Raw genomic sequence first — 19,815 nt, 5'->3', positions numbered from 1 at the left:
AGCATTCTTATGGAGTTCGCAAACATGAAGCAGTCAACGATCAAAGCCACGCTATCGTTCAGCGACAATTCGCCGAGCGTCGAAATGCCGATTTACAAGGGCACGATTGGCCCGGATGTAATCGACATTCGCAAACTGTACGGCCAGACCGGCAAATTCACGTACGACCCGGGCTTCATGTCGACGGCGGCGTGCAATTCGGCGATCACCTACATCGACGGCGACAAGGGCGAATTGCTCTACCGCGGCTACGCGATCGACAACCTCGCGCAGAACGCCGACTTCCTCGAAACCTGCTATCTGCTGCTGAACGGCGAACTGCCGAACGAAAAGCAGAAGACCGAATTCGTCGGCACCGTCACGAAGCACACGATGGTGCACGAGCAGATGCAGTTCTTCTTCCGCGGCTTCCGTCGCGATGCGCACCCGATGGCGATTCTGGTTGCCGCAGTCGGCGCGCTGTCAGCGTTCTATCACGACTCGCTCGACATCAATAACCCGCGTCACCGCGAAGTGTCGGCGATCCGCATGATCGCCAAGCTGCCCACGCTGGTCGCAATGGCGTACAAGTACAGCATCGGCCAGCCGTTCGTATATCCGAAGAACGACCTGTCGTACAGCGCAAACTTCATGCGCATGATGTTCTCGAATCCGTGCGAAGAGTACGTGGTCAACGACGTGCTGGTGCGCGCGCTCGACCGCATCCTGATCCTGCACGCGGACCACGAGCAGAACGCGTCGACGTCGACCGTGCGTCTCGCCGGTTCGTCGGGTGCGAATCCGTTCGCGTGTATCGCGGCGGGTATCGCATGCCTGTGGGGCCCGGCGCACGGCGGCGCGAACGAAGCCGCGCTGAACATGCTGGAAGAAATCGGCTCCGTCGACAACATTCCCGAGTTCATCAAGCAGGTGAAGGACAAGAACTCGGGCGTGAAGCTGATGGGCTTCGGCCACCGCGTGTACAAGAACTACGACCCGCGCGCGAAGCTGATGCGCGAAACCTGCCACGAAGTGCTCGAAGAGTTGGGCCTGCACGACGACCCGCTGTTCAAGCTCGCGATGGAACTCGAAAAGATCGCGCTCGAAGACGAATACTTCGTGTCGCGCAAGCTGTACCCGAACGTCGACTTCTACTCGGGTATCGTGCAGCGCGCGCTGGGCATTCCGACGTCGATGTTCACGTGTATCTTCGCGATGGCGCGTACGGTCGGCTGGATCGCGCAGTGGAACGAAATGATCGCTGATCCTGAGCAGAAGATCGGTCGTCCGCGTCAGCTGTTCGTCGGTGAGAGCAGGCGTGAGATTGGCCAGTGCGGCGAAGCTCCGGCAGGTGATCAAATGCGGCAACCGGGTGAGAGTGAGTAACGCCAGGATACGCGTGCGATGTGCTGGCAAGCGGCAAGCGGCAAGCCGCTCGGCCGCAACGAATCTTTGAGTGCCGCGTCGGGAGATGGAACCGGCGCACTGACATTCTGGCCTCGATAGAGGAAGCGTCGGTCAGGACGCTGATCGGTTGGCCGCCGTTGTGCGCCAACCCATTTGGCGTCAACAGGAGAGAACTATGCTAGGGAAAAAGCTTCTTGTCGCTGCGGCCGGTGTGCTCGCACTAGCGGCGACCGCAAATGTCTTCGCACAGGCAAGCGACGCCGGCACGGCGGCATCGAGCGCCAAGTCGGCAAAGCAGGCCAATCGAGCGCTCGCCAGGGAGGTCCGCCGCGCTCTGTCCAGGACGAAGAACCTGAATATCAGCAACATCAATGTGCGGGCGAACAATGGCGCGGTCACGCTCGCGGGTACCGTGCCAGACGCTACGATGATCGATAGGGCTGGCGAGGTTGCCAAGGGAGTCGCCGGAGTCAGTTCCGTGAAAAACACGGTTTCAATCCGCCCGCCAGGGCAGTAGCAGGTCCGAGGGTGAACGTGTCCGTGTGCATTGGCGCACACCACCCTTGACCGGCAGTCGCACGGTCGAGACATCAAGGGCAATTCGCTGGAGGGCTGGCACCAGGACGTCAAGATGATTGCCGACTTCAGACGGGATAGCGGCCAGGCCATACGCAACGTTTGCCGGCAATGGTGGTGCTCTGCCGCCGGCTGGTTGTGAGCCTTTGACTGCCCCCTCGCGCCATATTTCGGCACGAGGAGCACGGCCAGCCCTTTGATACCGATCGGGGTTAACGCCGGTTGGCGCGAAAACCTAAAACCATGGCGCCTGTTCATCAAAGCGCATCGCGGGATTGCCGTATCGTACGTGTCAACGAATCGCCGATGTTTCGAGCGGGATTTTCACCGGCGCTCGTGTGGCCCGTTCTTGCAACGACGAACCATCACATGTCCTGGCACGCGCGCTTCTGCCGAGATGCGAGCGCCGCGCTCCGCTGAGTTATTCGATGAGCCGGGACTTCCTGAGCACCGCGTATGCAGATGGACCGCTCCGGCTTTATCAGAGATGCGCGGTACTAACGAGTTTGGGAAACCATACGAAATGATTTTGTATTTCACACGGACCAGCCTGCTGGCCAGGGCCGATCGCGAGGATACCCCTCGATGACGTCGTCTGACCAAAACATGAATGCGCAAGCCTGCAGTGTAAGGGGCGAGCGATCCGTCCTCAAGATCGAAACGTTCTTCGACTTCGTTTGCCCCTGGTGTCTGATCGGCAAGCGCAATCTGGATGTGGCCGTTTCGCGTTTCGAAAGCTCGCGCCCCGATGTGCGCGTATCGGTGCAGTGGCGTTCTCACCAGTTGCTACCCGGCGTGCCTGTCGAGGGTTTGCCGTACCAGGCGTTCTATCGCGATCGCCTTGGAAGTGCGGAGGCCGTTGCGGCGAGGCGTGCGCAGGTGCAACGGGCAGGCGATGATGCGGGCATCAAGTTCGCATTCGACCGCATCGAGGTGATGCCGAACACCGCTGCCGCGCACGCACTTGTGACCTATGCGGCGAGTCGCGGAACCGGCGTGCAGATCACGGAATTGATCGACCGGATTCTCACCGCCTACTTCATGGAAGGCGAGAACATTGGCGACACCGAGGTCCTCGCGCGTCTTGGGCACGAATGCGGCCTCGAGTACACGAGTCTGACGGCAAACCTGGCGGCGTCGAAGCATGTGGCGGACCTCAACGGCCAGCGAACGTCGCACGGCGACGCGCAGGTGAGCGGTGTGCCGCATTTCGTGTTCAACACGCGATACTCGCTGTCGGGCGTTTATTCGCCAGTGGCGTTGGCCAGTGCCATGGCGCTTGCCGTTGCGAATTGAAGTCGACAAACGGATACGCGCGTGCATACGTTTCGATCCCGTCCGAATGGAACGCAAAACGGCGAGTTGTCCATCAGGAAAACGCAGATAGCGGGGGCGCCGAGCGCGACGCTGGACATTGCTCCCGCGCTTGCGGCAGACAAGCTCGCGGGCGCCGCGTTGAATGTCTTCGAGCACCACCTGACGGTGGCCGACTGGAAGCGGCTTCATACCGCATTCATCCAGGCATGCCTCACAGGCGACGGGCCGAACAAGGCGGACCGCAATGACCTGGGCGGTGCCAGGCCCGCGACGGCTGCGAACTGGAGTTTGTGAATGTCGAGCATGCAAACTGCAACAGAGGTTGAACCGCAAAGGCTCCGCACCCCGACGATCGTCGTGCTCGTGGCTGGACTGTCGATGCTTGGACAGTTCGCGATCGCCACGTATCTGCCGGCATTTTCCATCATGGCTCAGACGCTGCATGCCACGCCGGCACAGATCCAGCAGTCGTTGTCAGCCTACCTGCTGCCTTTCGCGCTGATGGTGCCGTGGCATGGAGCCATCTCTGACGCAATTGGTCGCCGCCGGATCATTCTCGCCGGCAATGTGCTGTTCGCCGTTGGATCGCTGATGTGCGCGGCTGCCCCGAGCATCCCGCTGCTCTACGCCGGTCGTGCACTGCAGGGCATCAGCGCCGGGGCCGGCGTCATCGTTGGCCGGGCGATGGTGCGTGATGTTTTCGATGGAATTGACGCGCAGAAAATCATGGCGCTGGTCGCGATGATCTTCGCGCTCGCTCCCGCAATCGCGCCCGTTTGTGGCGGATGGCTGTTGCTGTGGACGGGTTGGCGCAGCATTTTTCTCTTCCTCGCGTTCCTTTCGGCATTGCTCGTCGTAATCAGCTGGTTTCTCGTCCCGGAGACCTTGCCGGCGGCGTGTCGGCATCCGCTGCATCCCGTATCGCTTGCGCGCGCGTACGGCACATTGCTCGGGAAGCCGCGTTTCGTTGCGCTCGCGCTCGCCAACGCGGCTGTCAATCTTGGGATCTACCTTTACATCCTCGCCGCGCCGAGCTTCGTCGTGAAGCATCTTGGCCTTGGAGAGCAATCGTTCGGCTACCTGTTCATCCCGATCGTGGCGGGCCTGATCGCCGGTGCCGCAGTCGCTCACCGTGCCGCTGGGGATGGCAATGCAGCGCGGAACGTGCTGCTTGGCCATCTGGTGATGGTCTTGGCCGGCGTGATCAACATCAGGGTCAACGCGATGCACGCTTCACCGATGCCGTGGGCACTGGTGGCGCTGCCGGTCTTCGGTATGGGCATGATGATGACCCAGCCCTTCCTTCAGATTCTCGCGCTGGATTGCTTTCCGGAGCGACGCGGTCTGGCGTCAAGCTGCTACGTCACCGTCCAGCAGTTCGGCAACTTCTTGTCCTCGGCCCTACTGGTTCCCATGCTGCTCGGCAGCACTCTCTACATGGCTCTTGGCATGGCTGTATTGCAGTCTTTTGGCCTGGTGATGTTCTGCGTCGCAATGCGCCATGGCGAATCCGAGTGAACCTCCAGCGAGGTCGCCGTTGTCTCGTCTCACACAGCAAGTTGCAGCGTTCGCTGCTCCGGTTTCGTTGCCGAGAACAAACCTGTCAGGATTATTGAGGCGGTTGTTGAAGAGCTTGACCTTGAACCGCTGGGGTTCAACGGAGCCATTCCGGCGACGATGGGTCGCACGGGCGCGGCATCGATCGCCTGCAGTGCGAAACATATCGCCACGGCGGCAGCCTTTCATCGTTTCCGCATCGCAAGCACAACAGTCATCGTCCTCCCGGCGTTGGACTCTGGCTTCGCCGCAAACTGCCTGAGAAAAGGCCGGCAGAACTACCTGCTGTCGCTGAGCGGCCGAGGCAAAAAGCGGGAGCTTTCCGGCGCAGCGACTTCACTTGCTTGCAGCGGGCCGACGGAGAGAGGCCTCCCTTGTTTTGCATCGACTCACGCCACGCTCGCGATCACGAGTGCAGATACCCCGTGCCGGAACGTAGAATACTGTGGATGCGGATGAGTGGATGTCGTGCCGTACCGCAGTGCGTCACGGCGCTTAGCTTCCCTCTGGATTTGCGGCGATCGCCAAAGGCGGTTGGGTCCCGTTGCCGCTGCAGAAGTGAAGGTCGGAACTCAAACCGGCGAACTTGACCTGATCGTCACAGGTGGCTCGTCCGTGCATCTGGTGCTTTCGCTCGCGACCGCCGTACCGCTTTCAGGTCGGAACGTCGTCCGCATGATCGGACCCCTGCATCAGCTGAACGGGGCGCGCATTGAGGTGGCCGTGCGGCTAATGCAGATTCGCACATCGCCAATCGGTCACAACTCGCGGGAGAAGCAACATGGGCACCCACGAAGGATTCGGCATAAAAGAGAGAGCGGGTGACGCGCGCAGCGGGCTGGATGTCGACGCGCTGCGGCACGGCGTCGTCGAGAACCTCATCTGCCTGCAGGGCCGCCATCCTGCACTAGCCACCGCGCATGATTGGTATATGGCGCTTGCACACACCGTGCGTGACCGCATGTTGGGGCGCTGGGCTGCAACCGTCGAGGGCTACACCGCACGGGAACTACGGGTCGCCTGTTATCTATCCGCCGAGTTCCTGATTGGACCGCAACTCGGCAATAACCTCGTCAACCTCGGGATCGAAGCCAACACGCGTGCCGCCATGCAGGCACTCGGGCAGGACCTTGACACGCTGTTGGCGCTCGAGGAAGAACCCGGGCTCGGCAATGGGGGGCTTGGGCGGCTGGCCGCCTGTTATCTGGATTCGCTCGCGACGCTCGAAATTCCGGCTATCGGATATGGCATTCGATACGAGTTTGGAATCTTCAAACAGGAGATCTGTGACGGATGGCAGGCGGAAGTGACCGACAAGTGGCTTCAGCGCGGCAATCCATGGGAGTTCGTGCGCGCCGACGTGAGCTTCTATGTCTCTTTCGGCGGCCATACAGAATATGAGTTCGAGGCGCAGGGCGGCTTTCGCGTGCGCTGGATACCGGCGAACCAGGTGAAGGGCGTGGCCTGCGATATGCCCATGCTCGGATACCGGGTCAACACGTGCAACGCGTTGCGGCTTTGGAAAAGTGAGGCTGTCGAGTCCTTCGACCTGCACGACTTCAATGCTGGCGACTATTACCAGGCCGTGCAGGAAAAGGTGAATTCCGAAACCCTGTCCAAGGTGCTTTATCCCAACGACGAACCCGACGCCGGCAAGCGCCTGCGTCTTGCACAGCAATATTTTTTCGTTTCGTGCTCGCTGCAGGACATGCTGCGTCTGCTCGATCGCAGGCGCGAGCCGGTCGAACGCTTCGCGGAAATGTTCACCGTGCAGTTGAACGATACTCATCCGTCGATCGCGGTCGCCGAACTGATGCGTCTGCTTGTGGACGAGCGACGCCTGCCCTGGGAGCAGGCGTGGAACATCACTTGGCGCACGTTTGCCTACACCAATCATACGCTGCTGCCCGAGGCGTTAGAGACATGGGGTTTGCCGCTCTTTCGCAACCTGTTGCCGCGCCCGCTCGAGATCATTTTCGAGATCAACAGGCGATTTCTCGATGAGGTTCGGCAACATTATCCCGGTGACGAGGCGCGTATCGCGCGAATGTCGTTGATCGACGAAACCGGGGAGAAGAAGATCCGCATGGCGCATCTGGCGACAGTCGGCAGTCGCGCGATTAACGGTGTGGCTACGCTGCATTCAACGCTCCTGAAACAGACAGTGCTGCGCGATTTCGCCGAACTGTGGCCCGAGCGGTTCGACAACGTCACTAACGGCGTTACGCCGCGCCGGTTCCTGCTGCTCGATAATCCGCGCCTCGCGCACCTGCTCGACAAGACGGTGGGTGAGGGGTGGGTCACCGACCTGGCGCGACTTCGCACACTCGAGGCACATGCTGACGATGCGGCCTTCCAAGACGGCTGGCGTCATGTCAGGCGATGCAATAAAGCGGATCTCGCGCAGCGTATACGGCACGTCACGGGCATCGTTGTAGATCCCGGCGCGCTGTTCGACATCCAGGTGAAGCGTATCCATGAATACAAGCGGCAGCACCTGAATATGCTTTACATCATTACGCTGTATCAGCGTCTACGCCGCAACCGGGAGTTGGACGTCGTGCCGCGTTGCTTCATCTTCGGCGGGAAGGCGGCGCCGAGCTACACAATGGCCAAGCTGATGATCCGGCTGATGACAGGTCTGGCCGAAGTCGTCAACAACGACCCGGCGATGGACGGGCGGCTCAAGGTCGTGTTCTTTCCGAACTTCAACGTGAAAAATGCACGTTTCATCTATCCCGCTGCTGATCTGTCAGAACAGATTTCATTGGCCGGCAAGGAAGCATCCGGTACGGGTAACATGAAGTTCATGATGAATGGCGCAATCACGATCGGAACATTGGATGGTGCGAATGTCGAGATCCGTGAGGAGGTCGGCGAGGAAAACTTCTTCCTTTTCGGCTTCCCCGCTGAAGAGGTGACGCGTATCAAGCGCGAGGGCTATCGCCCTGAAGTTCATGTTGAAGGCAACGCGGAGTTGCGCGAGGCGCTAGATCTGATCTCGTCAGGATACTTTTCGCGCGGCGACAGGGAGGTGTTCCGCCCGCTCGTGGATAACCTGCGCAACTTCGATCCGTTTTTGGTGTTGGCCGACTACGCTGGCTATGTGGCGTGCCAGGAGCGCGTAAGCGTCGCCTGGCAGGATCTGGGACGTTGGACGCGGATGTCGATCCTCAACACGGCGCGCTCGGGAAAATTTTCGTCCGATCGCGCGGTCGGCGAATATTGCGAGCGGATCTGGAATATTTCCCCAGTCAGTATCGCTCTTGACTAACTCTGATTGAGACCGGCATGCACAGCTAGAGAAAACGGACCAGCGATGGAACCAGTGATTCGCGCAACCATGCTGCACGGTTATTTTCAGGTCGCCCGCAGGCATGGGCTGAGCCCGCTTGCGCTTTTGCGCGAAGTGGGCCTCGACGCGGACGTGCTCGTCCATCCCGAACATCAGATGTCAGCGGCGGCGGGGTGCAGGCTCCTCGAAATCTCGGCAGAGCGTGCTGGCTGCCCGACGTTCGCCCTGGAGATGGCGGGGGGCCGGCAGGCGCAGGATGTCGGCGCGGTCGGCCTTTTGCTTGCGAATCGCCGCACGCTTCGCGATGCCTTGCTTACCGCGGTGCATTACCGCCATGTGCTCAACGACGCGCTCGGTATCTACCTCGAATTCGAGGGCGAGATGGTCGCGATCCGTGCGGAGGTGATTTTAGATGCGCCACGACAAACCCGGCAGGCCACTGAGTTGGGCCTCGCGGTGCTGGCGCACATTAGCGCGGCGCTGCTCGGTCCACAGTGGGAACCCCACAGTGTGAACTTTACGCACGCGGCCCCCGCAGATACGGGCCCGCACGTCAGCTTCTTTGGCTGCCCGGTCAACTTCGACAGCGAGATCAAAGGGATCTTCTGTAAGGCGGCATTGCTGGATTTACCGAATCCCACGGCCGACGGAGAACTGGCGCGTTACGCCGAAAACCTGGTGAAGCCGTTCGACGACGCGGTGCCTGAGTCAGTCGCGCTGGAAGTCCGCAAGGTCCTCACGTTCCTCCTGCCGCTCGGGCAGGCATCCGTATCGGATGTCGCCGAGGCGCTGCACAAGAGCCGCCGTACCTTGCAGCGGCAGCTCCAGGCGGAGGGGCTCGACTACTTAAGCCTGCTCGATGAGGTGAGGCATGACCATGTGGTGCAGCACCTGGCGCACACCCGCCATTCGATCGGGCGCGTGGCGGAACTGCTGGGGTTCTCGAGGCAGGCGTCATTCACCCCCTGGTTCGTCGAACGGTTTGGGATGACGCCGCGAGCATGGCGTGCACGTCCTGAGGCATCTGAGGGGCAACGCTGATCAGTGGGCAGCGTAGATCCGTTTTCGGCAGGCAAGACAAGTTGTTTGATCCGATGGCACAGGTCGCTTGAGGTGGATAATTGACATGGGGCTTGATAAAGACGCTCGTGATGGACCGGTTGTCGAAACGGAAAAACCGGCTTACGCTAAGGTCATACGCCACGAACTGACGCCCGTGCCGATGAGCGAAGCTGACGAAGGGACAGGGACATGAGCCTGGTCGATTATCAACTAATGGAAGTGGCAAGCGGCAAGGCCGTGAAGATGTGGACACAGGGCGTCGCGATTGAGGAAGCGGCTTGCCGGCAGCTGAGAAACACGGCCCGCATGCCGTTCGTGTTCAGGCACCTTGCCGACGTGAACGCTGCATCATGTTGATTTCATCATAGGCGGCGTAGCCGTCGCAACTGGATTGGCAGACAACGGACCATCAAATGCAATGCCAGCGGAACTAGCACACCGTCGTCCACAATCCCGACGAATGGAACAGCAACATTGAAAGGATCGACCGCGTACAGAGCCACCAGAGCGGTCGCGGGCATCAGCCATCTTGGACGGTCGGGTTGCCGCAGCGCATATAAGAGCACGCGCAAATCGTCCCTGACCACCTTCCATAAAAATGCGATTTTTTTCATTCCGACAGCTCCGCGCCCTTCATTTCCTTAGACGGCCGTTTCTCACAGATCACATCCTACTCCTGGATACTTGGTCGGTGATGGCCGATAAAAGTCAACCGAATTCGGCCCCTTTTCTTTTGATTGTTGGCGAGCTGCCGGCGCTCAGAAGCCAGGAACGTGGAAACCGCGACATAAGCGAGACTGAAATCAGCAGTGGAAGCACCGAGGTTCGCCGGATCGACGTGCGGTTCGATTTCGATGCCTGGATAATCTCACCTTCCATTTCGTTCGGGGGGTGAGGGACGTCGAGCGGGGTACTGATCGTTCAGTTCGCGACAATGAATCACTGATCGGAGCGGACCCGACCTGCAAGATCTGGCGTCGTGAGGTTGAGTTCGCTGTCCCGGATCAACGCTGTTTGCCTGAGGCCAGTCAGTGACGTTGTTCCAGCCTCACAAAGAGGCCTTCCGGGAACATCGTGAACTCAAATATCTCATCCACAGCGGCGGTTCGGTCAGTTGCCTGGGATATGTTGAAATTGCGGCACATCATTGCGAGCGCCGATTTAACTTCCATCAGGGCGAGCTTGCGACCCGGACACAACCGGGGTCCTGAGCCGAATGGAACGAAACCTACCTGATGGCTGCTCGTCGCCCCGGACGCGCCGAGCCAACGGTCAGGGTCAAATGTTCGCATTGGGGAAACGCTACCTGGTTGCAGCGCGGGCTGTCGCGTCAAGAGCGTCAGCACCGTACCCTTGGGAATTGCGATGCCATTTAACTGGACATCGAAATTCGGCTCGAAACTGGTAACCGGCGAAACCGGCTTCAGACGCATGGTCTCTTTGGCTACCGCGTCAAGATACACGAGATCATCAAGTGCATCCGCGTCTTCGAGTATTGCGCCCTCCCCGATGACAGAATCGACCTCAGCTTGCATTTTGTTCTGGACTTCGGGGTGAGTGCACATGAGATACGCGATCCAGGCGATCGTATTGGCGGTCGTGTCCTCGCCGGCCAGCAGTATCGTGAAAACGTTTGCCATCACTTCTTCGTCGGTTAGCGGTGCCTCTCCTTCTTCTTGCGCCGTGAGCAACGCCTCAAGGAGGTTCGAAGGAGGCGCGTCAGTGATCGCGTCTTGCATCAATCGGGCGCGATTGCGGGTGATGAGAACCTGTGTCAGAGCCCGCACGGCCACCAGAGCCCGGTCAAGCTGCCTGTCCGGTGCCAGTTTGAAGTAGTGCCAATAGGGGAACGGGGCAATTATCCGTCGCTGAATCATTGGAAACATCACTGCGAGGTGCTGCTGGATGATTTCGCCATCACTCTGGAGGGTGTCCATGTCATAGCCGAACGCAAGATTCGTCGCCACGTCCACTGTGTAGCGCATGAGCTCCTGGCGAATGTTTACGGATTGACGATTACGCGCGACTGTCTCCCATCGACTAAGTAGCCGCGAGGTCATCATGCGCAGCGATGGAAAGAATGCGCGAAGGTGAATCGGGTCAAGTGCCTTGACGACGAGTTGTCGCTGTCTCCTCCAGGTATCGCCCTCTGCCGAAAACACGCCGTCAACACCCATTTCATGCGCGACGCGCTGGATTACGTCCCAGCGGCGATAGGTGCCGGGCCGGTCGTGGAGGACCTGATTGACGAGAACCGGATCTGCAATCGCAACGAATCTCCGACCCATTAGCGTGTAGGTGTACATGCTGCCGAACTCTCTACACCAGTTCTCGAGCAGCAAATGCAACTGGCGGGTCCTGAAGTCCAGAAGGTTGCCAAGGAGCGGAACACCCTTCGGTCCCGGAAGCTGCTTAACGCTACGAACCGGTGATGGGCGGGCGGCCTGCTCGACAGCAGCCGCGCAGGAGGATTGTTGCGCCTTCCATGCAAGCACTTCATTTCGATCAACCTTTATTTCCCCGTTTTCGATAATTGCTTCGAATCGCTTCAGGTCTGAAGTGCTGATACCGCGCCTCTGTCCCGATGGACAGGCGAATTGCCAACCGTGCCCCCTGCAAGTAAGTACGTCGTCCTTTAATGCGCCCTCTGACAACAGGGTACCCTCGTGCGGACACCGGCCCTGGTAAATGCAGACGCCTTGGGCGTGCCTGATAACAACCAGATCAATTCCGTCGAGGTGAGCCGCCTGGACGTTTTCGTCCTCCAGGTCTTTCGTCCGTGCCACGACTACCGAATCTTCCGGGGCCGGCTTTACGATCTGAAGAGTTGAACTCATGTTCGCGCTCGTTCCCAATGAAGCGCCCTCATCACGGGCAGGAGGGCGCGAAAGACCGTTTGGCTTTGTCGCGGTCCCGCTGTGGAAGGGTCGAACCAGCTGCCAGAAAGGTGCGGGACCGCGACGCGGGAGGAGTATGGCAGCAACCGCGAGCGCCAGAAGTTCGGCGGACGGCCTTAACTGTATGAACCCCTGCACCGGCATCGCGTGTGAATCTTCGAGCGCACCAGGATGCGCTCTGTGACTGCATGATAGCTGTCCCATGCTACCAGCCAAGTGAACTTTCTAGTTTCACGCCGCCCTTCTAAAGCTGTCACCGACAGGTCCTGGAACTCCGCCCACAGCTCCTTGTTGCGGTGCTTTGACGGAGTGTGGTGGCACCAGCGTGCGAAAGGGGACACCGCCATTTGATCAGCTTGTGCTCTGGCCACATATTTGCCCACCCGATTGCTCCCTTGTCGCCGGCCAGACAACGCTGAAGGTATCGGACGCAGTCCAACAACCGTTTCACGAGAGCTCACGCGCAATGCGGCGACACGTGGTGGATGCCTCGCGTATCGTGCTTCGGTCGCGCAGTGGAAGGCGGAACGGTTCGCCAAACGACCAAAGCCAGCGAAGCTGTCGACTAATGGACGGCTGCGCCAATATGTAACTGCGGATTCAACCGGTCGATGTAACACAATCGACCGCGTGAGCAGTGAGTCAGCGGACCGCCTGAAACAGAAACATTCACTATGAGCGTGACGAGTTCACCGGCGTAGCTTATTGCAGTTACGGGTCAATCCGGTTTGCTAACGTTTGGTCAATAGCATTAGCAATGATCTCCGTTAATTGATTACGACACGCCCATCCATATACTCCACGCACCTGCGAGAGGCCGAAGTGAGTTAAGCGTGAACGTGAGTGCCGCACAACGAGCACTCATGCCGCTCGCCGACGTTCACTACTGGAGGCAAGCGATTAACAACACCTTGAAGCACTTCGGCACATGCGGACTTTTTGCGCTGCTAGCGCTCTTCACTATGCATCCCGCGCTTGCCCAGAACAAGCTCGTCGCGGATGCGAATGCAACATGGAAATCGTACTTCAACAAAGGCGACGCTCACGGGCTCGCCGCGCTATACGACGAAAAGGCGATCGTATCGCCGGCTAACGGCAAGTTCGTTCAAGGGCGCGACGAAATAGAAAAGCTCTTCAAGAGCCACTTCGATGCCGGCGTTCACGATCACGCGATCGACGTGGTGCGCGCGAGCCAGGTCGGCAACGTGATGTACGAAACGGCCGACTGGACTGCCGTGCAGGGGAAGGATGGCAAGAAGCCGCAATACAAAGGCGTATTGCTAAAGGTGATGACGAGGAGCACGGACGGCAAGTGGCGCACGATCGCGCACACGTGGAATGCGGAAGAGAACAAGTGAAGGGCATCTGGCACGTTCAGGAAGTAGACGAGGCATTCGAATGGCTGCTTTCTAAGCTACCCGAGCGGCAACTATTGGGCCGGCTACCGTCTGACATGCGCATGGCTAGTCTCAGCGTGCGGATTGCGGGTGCTACAGACGCGAGACATTAGCAATATCCATCTTATCTATTTGCAACACTCGCAGGCCTCAACTATGTTGAATAACCGGAAGGCTTGGCTACCGGGCGGGTGCCGTGTCCGATATTTCTAGCACTCTTACGCGATTCCGGGCTCGCGGCAATAGCAGGGAGACTCGGCTATGACGACACCGCTGCTCGGACAGATGATGGACGTGCCGCTGACGGTTTCCTCACTGCTGGCCCATGCGTCACGGCACTTCGGCACTACCGAGATCGTGTCAAAGCGCATCGAAGGCGACGTACATCGCTACACGTATCGCGACTGCGAAAAGCGCGCGAAGCAACTGGCGCAGGCGCTTATCGCGCTGGATGTGCAGCCGGGCGAACGGATCGGCACGCTGGCATGGAACGGTTACCGCCATCTGGAAGCCTATTACGGCACGACGGGCTTCGGGGCCGTGTGTCATACCATCAACCCCCGGCTCTTCCCCGAGCAGATCGCATGGATCATCAACGACGCCGATGACAGCTACGTGCTGTTCGATACGACGTTCTCGCAGCTGATTGAATACCTTGCGCCTCTCTGTCCCAAGGTGTGTAGGTGGATCGCGCTTGCCGATGACGCGCATCTGCCTGCGGTGCAGACGCCCATACCGCTCATCAGCTATGAGACGTTTCTCAAGCCGCACGACGGCGCATTCGACTGGCCGCTCCTCGACGAGCGCCAGGCATCGTACCTTTGTTACACCTCGGGCACGACGGGCAATCCAAAGGGCGCGCTGTATTCGCATCGCTCAACGGTGCTGCACGCGTACGCCGGTGCGCTGCCGGATGCGATGTGTCTATCGGCGCACGACTCGGCGTTGCCTGTCGTGCCGATGTTTCATGCGAACGCATGGGGCATTCCGCATGCCGCGCCGCTCACGGGCGCGAAACTCGTCCTTCCGGGCAAAGATCTCGACGGTAAATCCCTTTTCGAGCTGATGCAGGCGGAGCGCGTCACGTATTCCGCCGGCGTGCCAACCGTCTGGCTTGGCCTGCTCAACTACATGAAGGAAGCGGGCGTGCGGTTGTCGTCACTGCAACGCGCGGTGATCGGCGGGTCCGCGTGCCCGCCGGCGATGCTGCGCACCTTCGAGGAATACGGCGTCGAAGCCATTCACGGATGGGGCATGACCGAGATGTCACCGCTCGGCACGCTCGCAAAACTCAACTGGGAACAATCACAGCGGCCGCCGGAAGAGCAGCGCAGGCTGCGCGAAAAGCAGGGGCACGTGATCTACGGCGTGGACATGAAGATCGTCGGCGACGATGGGCGCGACCTGCCGTGGGACGGCATCGCGTTCGGCGAACTGCACACGCGCGGTCCGTGGGTGATCAAGCGGTATTTCCAGAAGGATGACTCGCCGCTCGTCGACGGCTGGTTTCCGACCGGCGACGTGGCCACGATCGACCGGGACGGTTTTATGCGGATCACCGACCGCAGCAAGGATGTGATCAAGTCGGGAGGCGAGTGGATCAGTTCGATCGAAATCGAGAACATCGCGATCGCGCATCCGGGCGTCGCAGAGGCAGCCTGCATCGCCTGCGCCCATCCGAAGTGGCTGCAGCGGCCGCTGCTCGTCGTCGTCAAACGCAAGGACGCGGAGGTCACGCGCGACGAACTGCTCGCGTTCTACGAGGGCAAGGTCGCGAAGTGGTGGATGCCCGATGACGTTATCTTCGTCACCGAATTGCCGCATACGGCCGTTGGAAAGCTGCACAAACTGAAGCTGCGCGAGCAGTTCAGCGACCACCTGCTGGCGTCGGCGCTCGAAGTTGAGCCCTGTCCCCTTGCCGACGAGCGCGCAATGGAAGGCGCCGGGTCAAAACCTGCGGCGGAATAATCGAAAAGGAGCCTGTCAAAGGGACCGCCACCGCACCGCCATTTGGTGCAGCCGGCCGTGGCTGACCCCAACCCGCCACAGACAGACAGCGACATGCACGGCCGCTATCAGCAGCAAACAAGACGCCAGCAAAGGTTGAATGCTCAGTGCAGGCGCTCAGCCCGTCGTGAGAGCGACACACGACTCAGCCCTGCCAGACTCGTGGGCGCCCACGTCCGACGGACAATCTTGCAGCCGTCGGCTGTCGGAGGCGAGCTTCCGGCCGGCACAGAAGCAGGCGTACGCTACCATTTCCTCATCACCGCCGCACATTCGGCGCGGCCGTCGCCGCGTTTCATCGCATGTTTGCGCGAGCGGTCGAATATTCACTACATCGCATCTTTACCTGGCATTTTGCGCAGTCCGGACTAGCATCGAAAATAGCCGCGATGTGCAGGTTCGACGGGCTTCGAATCTCGTTCAGGTGCTTTTCTTCGCGGGCGCGGGACGCGAAGCAGAAACCGCGCGCAGGTAGAGGCACGTGGAAGTACGTGGAGGTAGCGATGTACATGAGATCACCTATGCTTCGCCTGCTGGGGGTCGCGACGACTGTCAGCGCAATGGTGATGTACAGCGACGCGCGCGCCACTGGCGATGCAGTGACCATCGCATTCATCACGGATTTTTCCGGACTGTATTCCGAAGGTGACGGGCAGGGCGGCCTCGAGGCAATTCGAATGGCCATTGCGGATTTCGGAGGCCAGGTCAACGGCAAGCCGATCAAGGTGCTCTATGCGGACCATCAGAACAAGGCCGATATAGCAGCATCGGTCGCGCGGGAATGGATCGACCGCGAGAATGTCAATGTGATTATCGGCGGGACGAATTCTGCAACCGCGCTTTCCACCAATCAGATTGCCGGAGAAAAGAAGATTCCCTACATCAACGTAGGAGCCGGCGCAGATACGCTGACCAATGAGCAATGCACGCCTTATACGGTCCACTATGCGTACGACACGATGGCCCTTGCAAAGGGAACCGCTTCATCAGTGCTTAAAAGAGGCGGAAAAACATGGTATTTCCTAACCGCCGACTATGCGTTCGGCAAGGCGCTTGAGAAGAACGCCTCTGATGTCGTGAAGGCGAATGGCGGCCAAGTGCTGGGATCTGTCCATCATCCGCTCTCCGCGTCGGACTTTTCTTCGTTCCTTCTTCAGGCACAACAATCGAAAGCACAGGTCCTTGGACTCGCGAACGCTGGCGGCGACGCCGTCAATGCAATCAAGGCCGCGAACCAGTTCGGCGTAACGAAAACGATGACGCTGGCCGCGCTGCTTATCTTCATCAACGATATCAACAGTCTGGGTCTCGCGACGGCGCAACATCTCGTGCTGACGGATAGTTGGTATTGGAACAAGAATGCACAAACACGCAAGTGGTCGCAGCGCTATTTCGCGAAAATGAACAAGATGCCGTCGAGCCTGCAGGCCGCCGACTATTCCGCAACGATGACCTATCTGAAGGCAGTGCGGACTGTCGGCTCGACCGAACCAGCCGCGGTCATGTCGCAGCTAAAGAAACAAAAGATCGACGACGTGTATGCGCAAGGATATATCCGTGAAGATGGCAGCATGATTCACAATATGTATCTGATGGAGGTGAAGACGCCGGACGAATCGGAGCAGCCGTGGGACTACTGCAAGATCATCGAAACGATTCCTGGTGAACAGGCGTTCGGCAGCAAAGCTGAGTCTCGCTGCGCGTTATGGAAATGAAGCCGTTGGCTTGGGTCGGTCTCGTGCTCGGTAAGCCTTCGTCCGGCGATACCTCTGCGCCAAACTTGCCGACCGGTTGCGCAATGGTCCCGTCCGGGTTCAGCGGCACGTGACCCGAGACAAATGCTTTTTGCCTCTGACACGCACCCATTCAAATGGCAACGAGATACGTACATTCGCCGGCATTTGTAGCGGCTGCGGTAGCGCCAATCCCATTTTCGCTAACTTCGCTTCGATTCTGGCCATATCTCTCTCCTCACCCATCGCCACGTCAGGATGCCCGTTTGCCGCTCAGTCGAGTTAGTACATGACGGATTTCGGGGGTAATGAGCATGCGAGCGCCACCTCGCACCTGGACTGGAGAGGCAAGGCTTATGTGAATCACCGATACGATATAGCTTGGCAAGCGGCCATTACGGAGGGCGGAGTTCGAGTGGCAGCAGTGGGTCGCGAAGACTCGTTCATTGACGTGAGAAGTGTCATTCGCCGACGCCGGTCTCGAGCGGCAGCAAACCAACCTGCAGCCGACGCACCGCTCCGATCTCCGACCGTCTCCTATGGCCGACCGGACTAAACCGCTCGCGCGGTATGGGGCTCCGTTCCCGCCTCTGGCAGCGAATGACGGGGCAGTGGCGCCGGTGCTTATGTTGGTGACTGAGGCAATCCGCCTCGTTCTCCAGCAGGAGCCCCATCATGACCACCTCCGATCCGGGCGTCAGCCCCCTGCGCCGGCGCATGGTTGACGACTTGCGCATGCGCAAGTTCGCCCCCAAGACCCAGACCGCCTATCTGCGCGCCGTACGCCAGTTCGCCAGGTTTCTCGGACGTTCACCCGATACCGCCACCGTCGAGGACCTGCGGAACTACCAGTTGCATCTGGTCGATCACGGCACATCCCCAGTCTCGCTGAACGCCGCGATCAGCGGGCTGAAGTTCTTTTTCGACGTTACACTCGGCCAGCCTGAGCTGATGGCGCGGATGCAGCCGGTTCGTGTACCCCGCAAGCTCCCGGTAGTCCTCAGCCCCGAAGAGGTGCGGCGGCTGATCGCGGCAGCCGGCAACCTGAAGCACCAGACCGCGCTGTCAGTCGCCTATGGCGCCGGCCTGCGCGCGAGCGAGGTGGTGGCGCTGAAGGTCAGCGACATTGACAGCCAGCGCATGACGCTGCGCATCGAGCAGGGCAAGGGCCGCAAGGACCGCTACGTGATGCTCTCACCGGTCCTGCTCGAACGCCTGCGGCTGTGGTGGCGGGTCGCCCGTGCCCAGGGCACCATGCTTGATGGCGGGTGGCTGTTTCCCGGCATGGATCCCGTCGACCCGCTCACCGCGCGGCAGCTGAACCGCGCGGTTCACGCCGCCGCCGAGGCCGCGCAGATCGGCAAGCGCGTTACCCCGCATACGCTGCGTCACAGTTTCGCGACACACCTGCTCGAACAGAAGGTGGACATCCGCGTGATCCAGGTGCTGCTGGGCCACCGGCAGCTCGAGACCACCGCGCTTTACGTGCAGGTCGCCACCGACCTCCTGCGCGAGGTCATCAGTCCACTGGAGCGTCTGTCCTCCGAGTGACGCGGCGCAGTACCCCATGCTGGAGGTCGCGGACATCTTCCGCGCCCAGGGCCCGTCATGGCGGCGTACGGTGTCGCTGAGCCTGGGGCAGCTGAAGGTCATGTCGGCCATCGAACAGTGCCGCACCGCGGCGCTGGGGGGACACGTGTTGCGCTGTTCCGGCTGCGCGCGCACCGAGATCGCGTACAACTCGTGCCGCAACCGCCATTGCCCCCGGTGCCAGGGCAGTGCCGCACGCCGCTGGCTCGAGGCACGCCAGACCGACCTGCTGCCCGTCGAATACTTCCACGTCGTGTTCACGCTACCCGCACCGGTCGGCGCCATCGCCTGGTACAACAAGCAGGTCATCTACGGACTGCTGTTCGACATCGCCGCCGAGACACTGCGCACGATCGCCGCGGATCCCCGGCACCTCGGTGCGCAGATCGGTGCCACGCTCGTGCTGCATACCTGGGGCTCGGCGCTCACGCATCATCCCCACGTGCACGGCATCGTTCCCGGTGGCGGCCTGTCGCCTGATGGCGAGCGGTGGATTGCCTGCCGCCCTGGCTTCTTCCTGCCGGTGCGTGTGCTCTCACGCCTGTTCCGCAGACGCTTCCTCGAAGCGCTGACGGAGGCACACCGGTATGGCCGGTTGCAGTTCTTCGGTGAATATGCCGGACTCGCCGACCCGGCTGACTTTGCGCGGTGGCTTGCGCCGCTGCGCGTCTGCGAATGGGTCGTCTATGCCAAGCGTCCCTTCGCGGGCCCCGAAGCGGTACTCGCGTATCTCTCTCGCTATACACACCGCGTGGCGATCTCCAGCCAGCGCCTGCTCGCGTTCGATGAGCGCGGCGTGACGTTCCGCTGGAAGGACTACCGTGCGAAGGGGCGAACCCTCTACAAGACGATGACCCTTGAGGCCGCCGAGTTCATGCGCCGCTATATGAACGCGTCCCGTTTGCAACAGTTTTCTTGTGTTCAGACAGACAGGATGGGCTGCGGCTCTATATCCGGCCTTGTTGCAGTCGGTATTGCTGCCTGCGGGCCTCTATGAA

Annotated in this window: 13 protein-coding genes and 3 pseudogenes; 14 read left to right on the top strand and 2 right to left on the bottom strand. The window is 60.1% G+C overall.

Annotated features, from left to right (window positions below; genetic code table 11):
- The first annotated feature begins 24 nt into the window (after positions 1–24).
- From gltA to AB3X96_RS30450, 8 genes and pseudogenes are all read left to right on the top strand, one after another.
- Entirely contained in the window at positions 25–1,365 is a 1,341-nt protein-coding gene (gene gltA / locus AB3X96_RS30485; RefSeq protein ID WP_368592629.1) for a citrate synthase, read from the top strand.
- 196 nt (positions 1,366–1,561) lie between these two features.
- Entirely contained in the window at positions 1,562–1,903 is a 342-nt protein-coding gene (locus AB3X96_RS30480) for a BON domain-containing protein (protein WP_368581514.1), read from the top strand.
- A 644-nt stretch (positions 1,904–2,547) separates the two neighbouring features.
- Positions 2,548–3,258: a DsbA family oxidoreductase gene (locus tag AB3X96_RS30475; protein ID WP_368592628.1), complete on the top strand. Its 711-nt coding sequence runs from the start codon at positions 2,548–2,550 to the stop codon at positions 3,256–3,258.
- Positions 3,259–3,279: 21 nt separating this feature from the next.
- Positions 3,280–3,573 (top strand): hypothetical protein, encoded by a 294-nt coding sequence (locus tag AB3X96_RS30470; RefSeq protein WP_368592627.1) that lies wholly within the window; start codon positions 3,280–3,282, stop codon positions 3,571–3,573.
- Positions 3,574–4,797, top strand: a complete 1,224-nt coding sequence (locus AB3X96_RS30465; RefSeq protein ID WP_368592626.1) for a multidrug effflux MFS transporter — start codon at positions 3,574–3,576, stop codon at positions 4,795–4,797.
- An 820-nt stretch (positions 4,798–5,617) separates the two neighbouring features.
- On the top strand, positions 5,618–8,110 hold the full coding sequence (locus AB3X96_RS30460; RefSeq protein WP_368592625.1) for a glycogen/starch/alpha-glucan phosphorylase: 2,493 nt from the start codon (positions 5,618–5,620) through the stop codon (positions 8,108–8,110).
- Positions 8,111–8,155: 45 nt separating this feature from the next.
- The gene (locus AB3X96_RS30455) at positions 8,156–9,172 is read left to right on the top strand and encodes an AraC family transcriptional regulator (protein WP_368592624.1); all 1,017 of its coding nucleotides are present in this window, start codon (positions 8,156–8,158) and stop codon (positions 9,170–9,172) included.
- A 210-nt stretch (positions 9,173–9,382) separates the two neighbouring features.
- Positions 9,383–9,526 (top strand): annotated as a pseudogene (locus AB3X96_RS30450) (RtcB family protein); the annotation flags it as partial.
- 29 nt (positions 9,527–9,555) lie between these two features.
- Here AB3X96_RS30450 and AB3X96_RS30445 read toward each other — a convergent pair.
- Both AB3X96_RS30445 and AB3X96_RS30440 read right to left on the bottom strand, forming a co-directional pair.
- Positions 9,556–9,807, bottom strand: a complete 252-nt coding sequence (locus AB3X96_RS30445) for a hypothetical protein (RefSeq protein WP_176106392.1) — start codon at positions 9,805–9,807, stop codon at positions 9,556–9,558.
- Between the two features lie 414 nt (positions 9,808–10,221).
- Positions 10,222–12,030, bottom strand: coding sequence for a cytochrome P450 (locus AB3X96_RS30440; RefSeq protein ID WP_368592623.1), 1,809 nt, complete (start codon positions 12,028–12,030; stop codon positions 10,222–10,224).
- Positions 12,031–12,513: 483 nt separating this feature from the next.
- On the opposite strand from AB3X96_RS30440, the pseudogene AB3X96_RS30435 reads away from it, so the two are divergent.
- The 6 genes and pseudogenes from AB3X96_RS30435 to AB3X96_RS30410 form a co-directional block, all read left to right on the top strand.
- Positions 12,514–12,681, top strand: a pseudogene (locus AB3X96_RS30435) (IS30 family transposase); the annotation flags it as partial.
- 272 nt (positions 12,682–12,953) lie between these two features.
- Positions 12,954–13,448: an SgcJ/EcaC family oxidoreductase gene (locus AB3X96_RS30430; protein ID WP_368592622.1), complete on the top strand. Its 495-nt coding sequence runs from the start codon at positions 12,954–12,956 to the stop codon at positions 13,446–13,448.
- A gap of 300 nt (positions 13,449–13,748) precedes the next feature.
- A complete protein-coding gene (locus tag AB3X96_RS30425; RefSeq protein WP_368592621.1) occupies positions 13,749–15,455 on the top strand; it encodes a 3-(methylthio)propionyl-CoA ligase in 1,707 nt (568 codons plus the stop codon).
- Positions 15,456–16,054: 599 nt separating this feature from the next.
- Positions 16,055–17,209 (top strand): ABC transporter substrate-binding protein, encoded by a 1,155-nt coding sequence (locus AB3X96_RS30420; RefSeq protein ID WP_368592707.1) that lies wholly within the window; start codon positions 16,055–16,057, stop codon positions 17,207–17,209.
- 693 nt (positions 17,210–17,902) lie between these two features.
- A complete protein-coding gene (locus AB3X96_RS30415) occupies positions 17,903–18,778 on the top strand; it encodes a tyrosine-type recombinase/integrase (protein ID WP_368592620.1) in 876 nt (291 codons plus the stop codon).
- 16 nt (positions 18,779–18,794) lie between these two features.
- Positions 18,795–19,706 (top strand): annotated as a pseudogene (locus AB3X96_RS30410) (IS91 family transposase); the annotation flags it as partial.
- Positions 19,707–19,815: the final 109 nt, after the last annotated feature.

The organism is Paraburkholderia sp. BR13439 (genome assembly GCF_040948805.1).
GTDB classification, from domain to species: Bacteria; Pseudomonadota; Gammaproteobacteria; order Burkholderiales; family Burkholderiaceae; genus Paraburkholderia; species Paraburkholderia youngii.
Note: the sequence above shows the minus strand (reverse complement) of the source record. Positions and strands in the feature narration are given on the sequence as shown.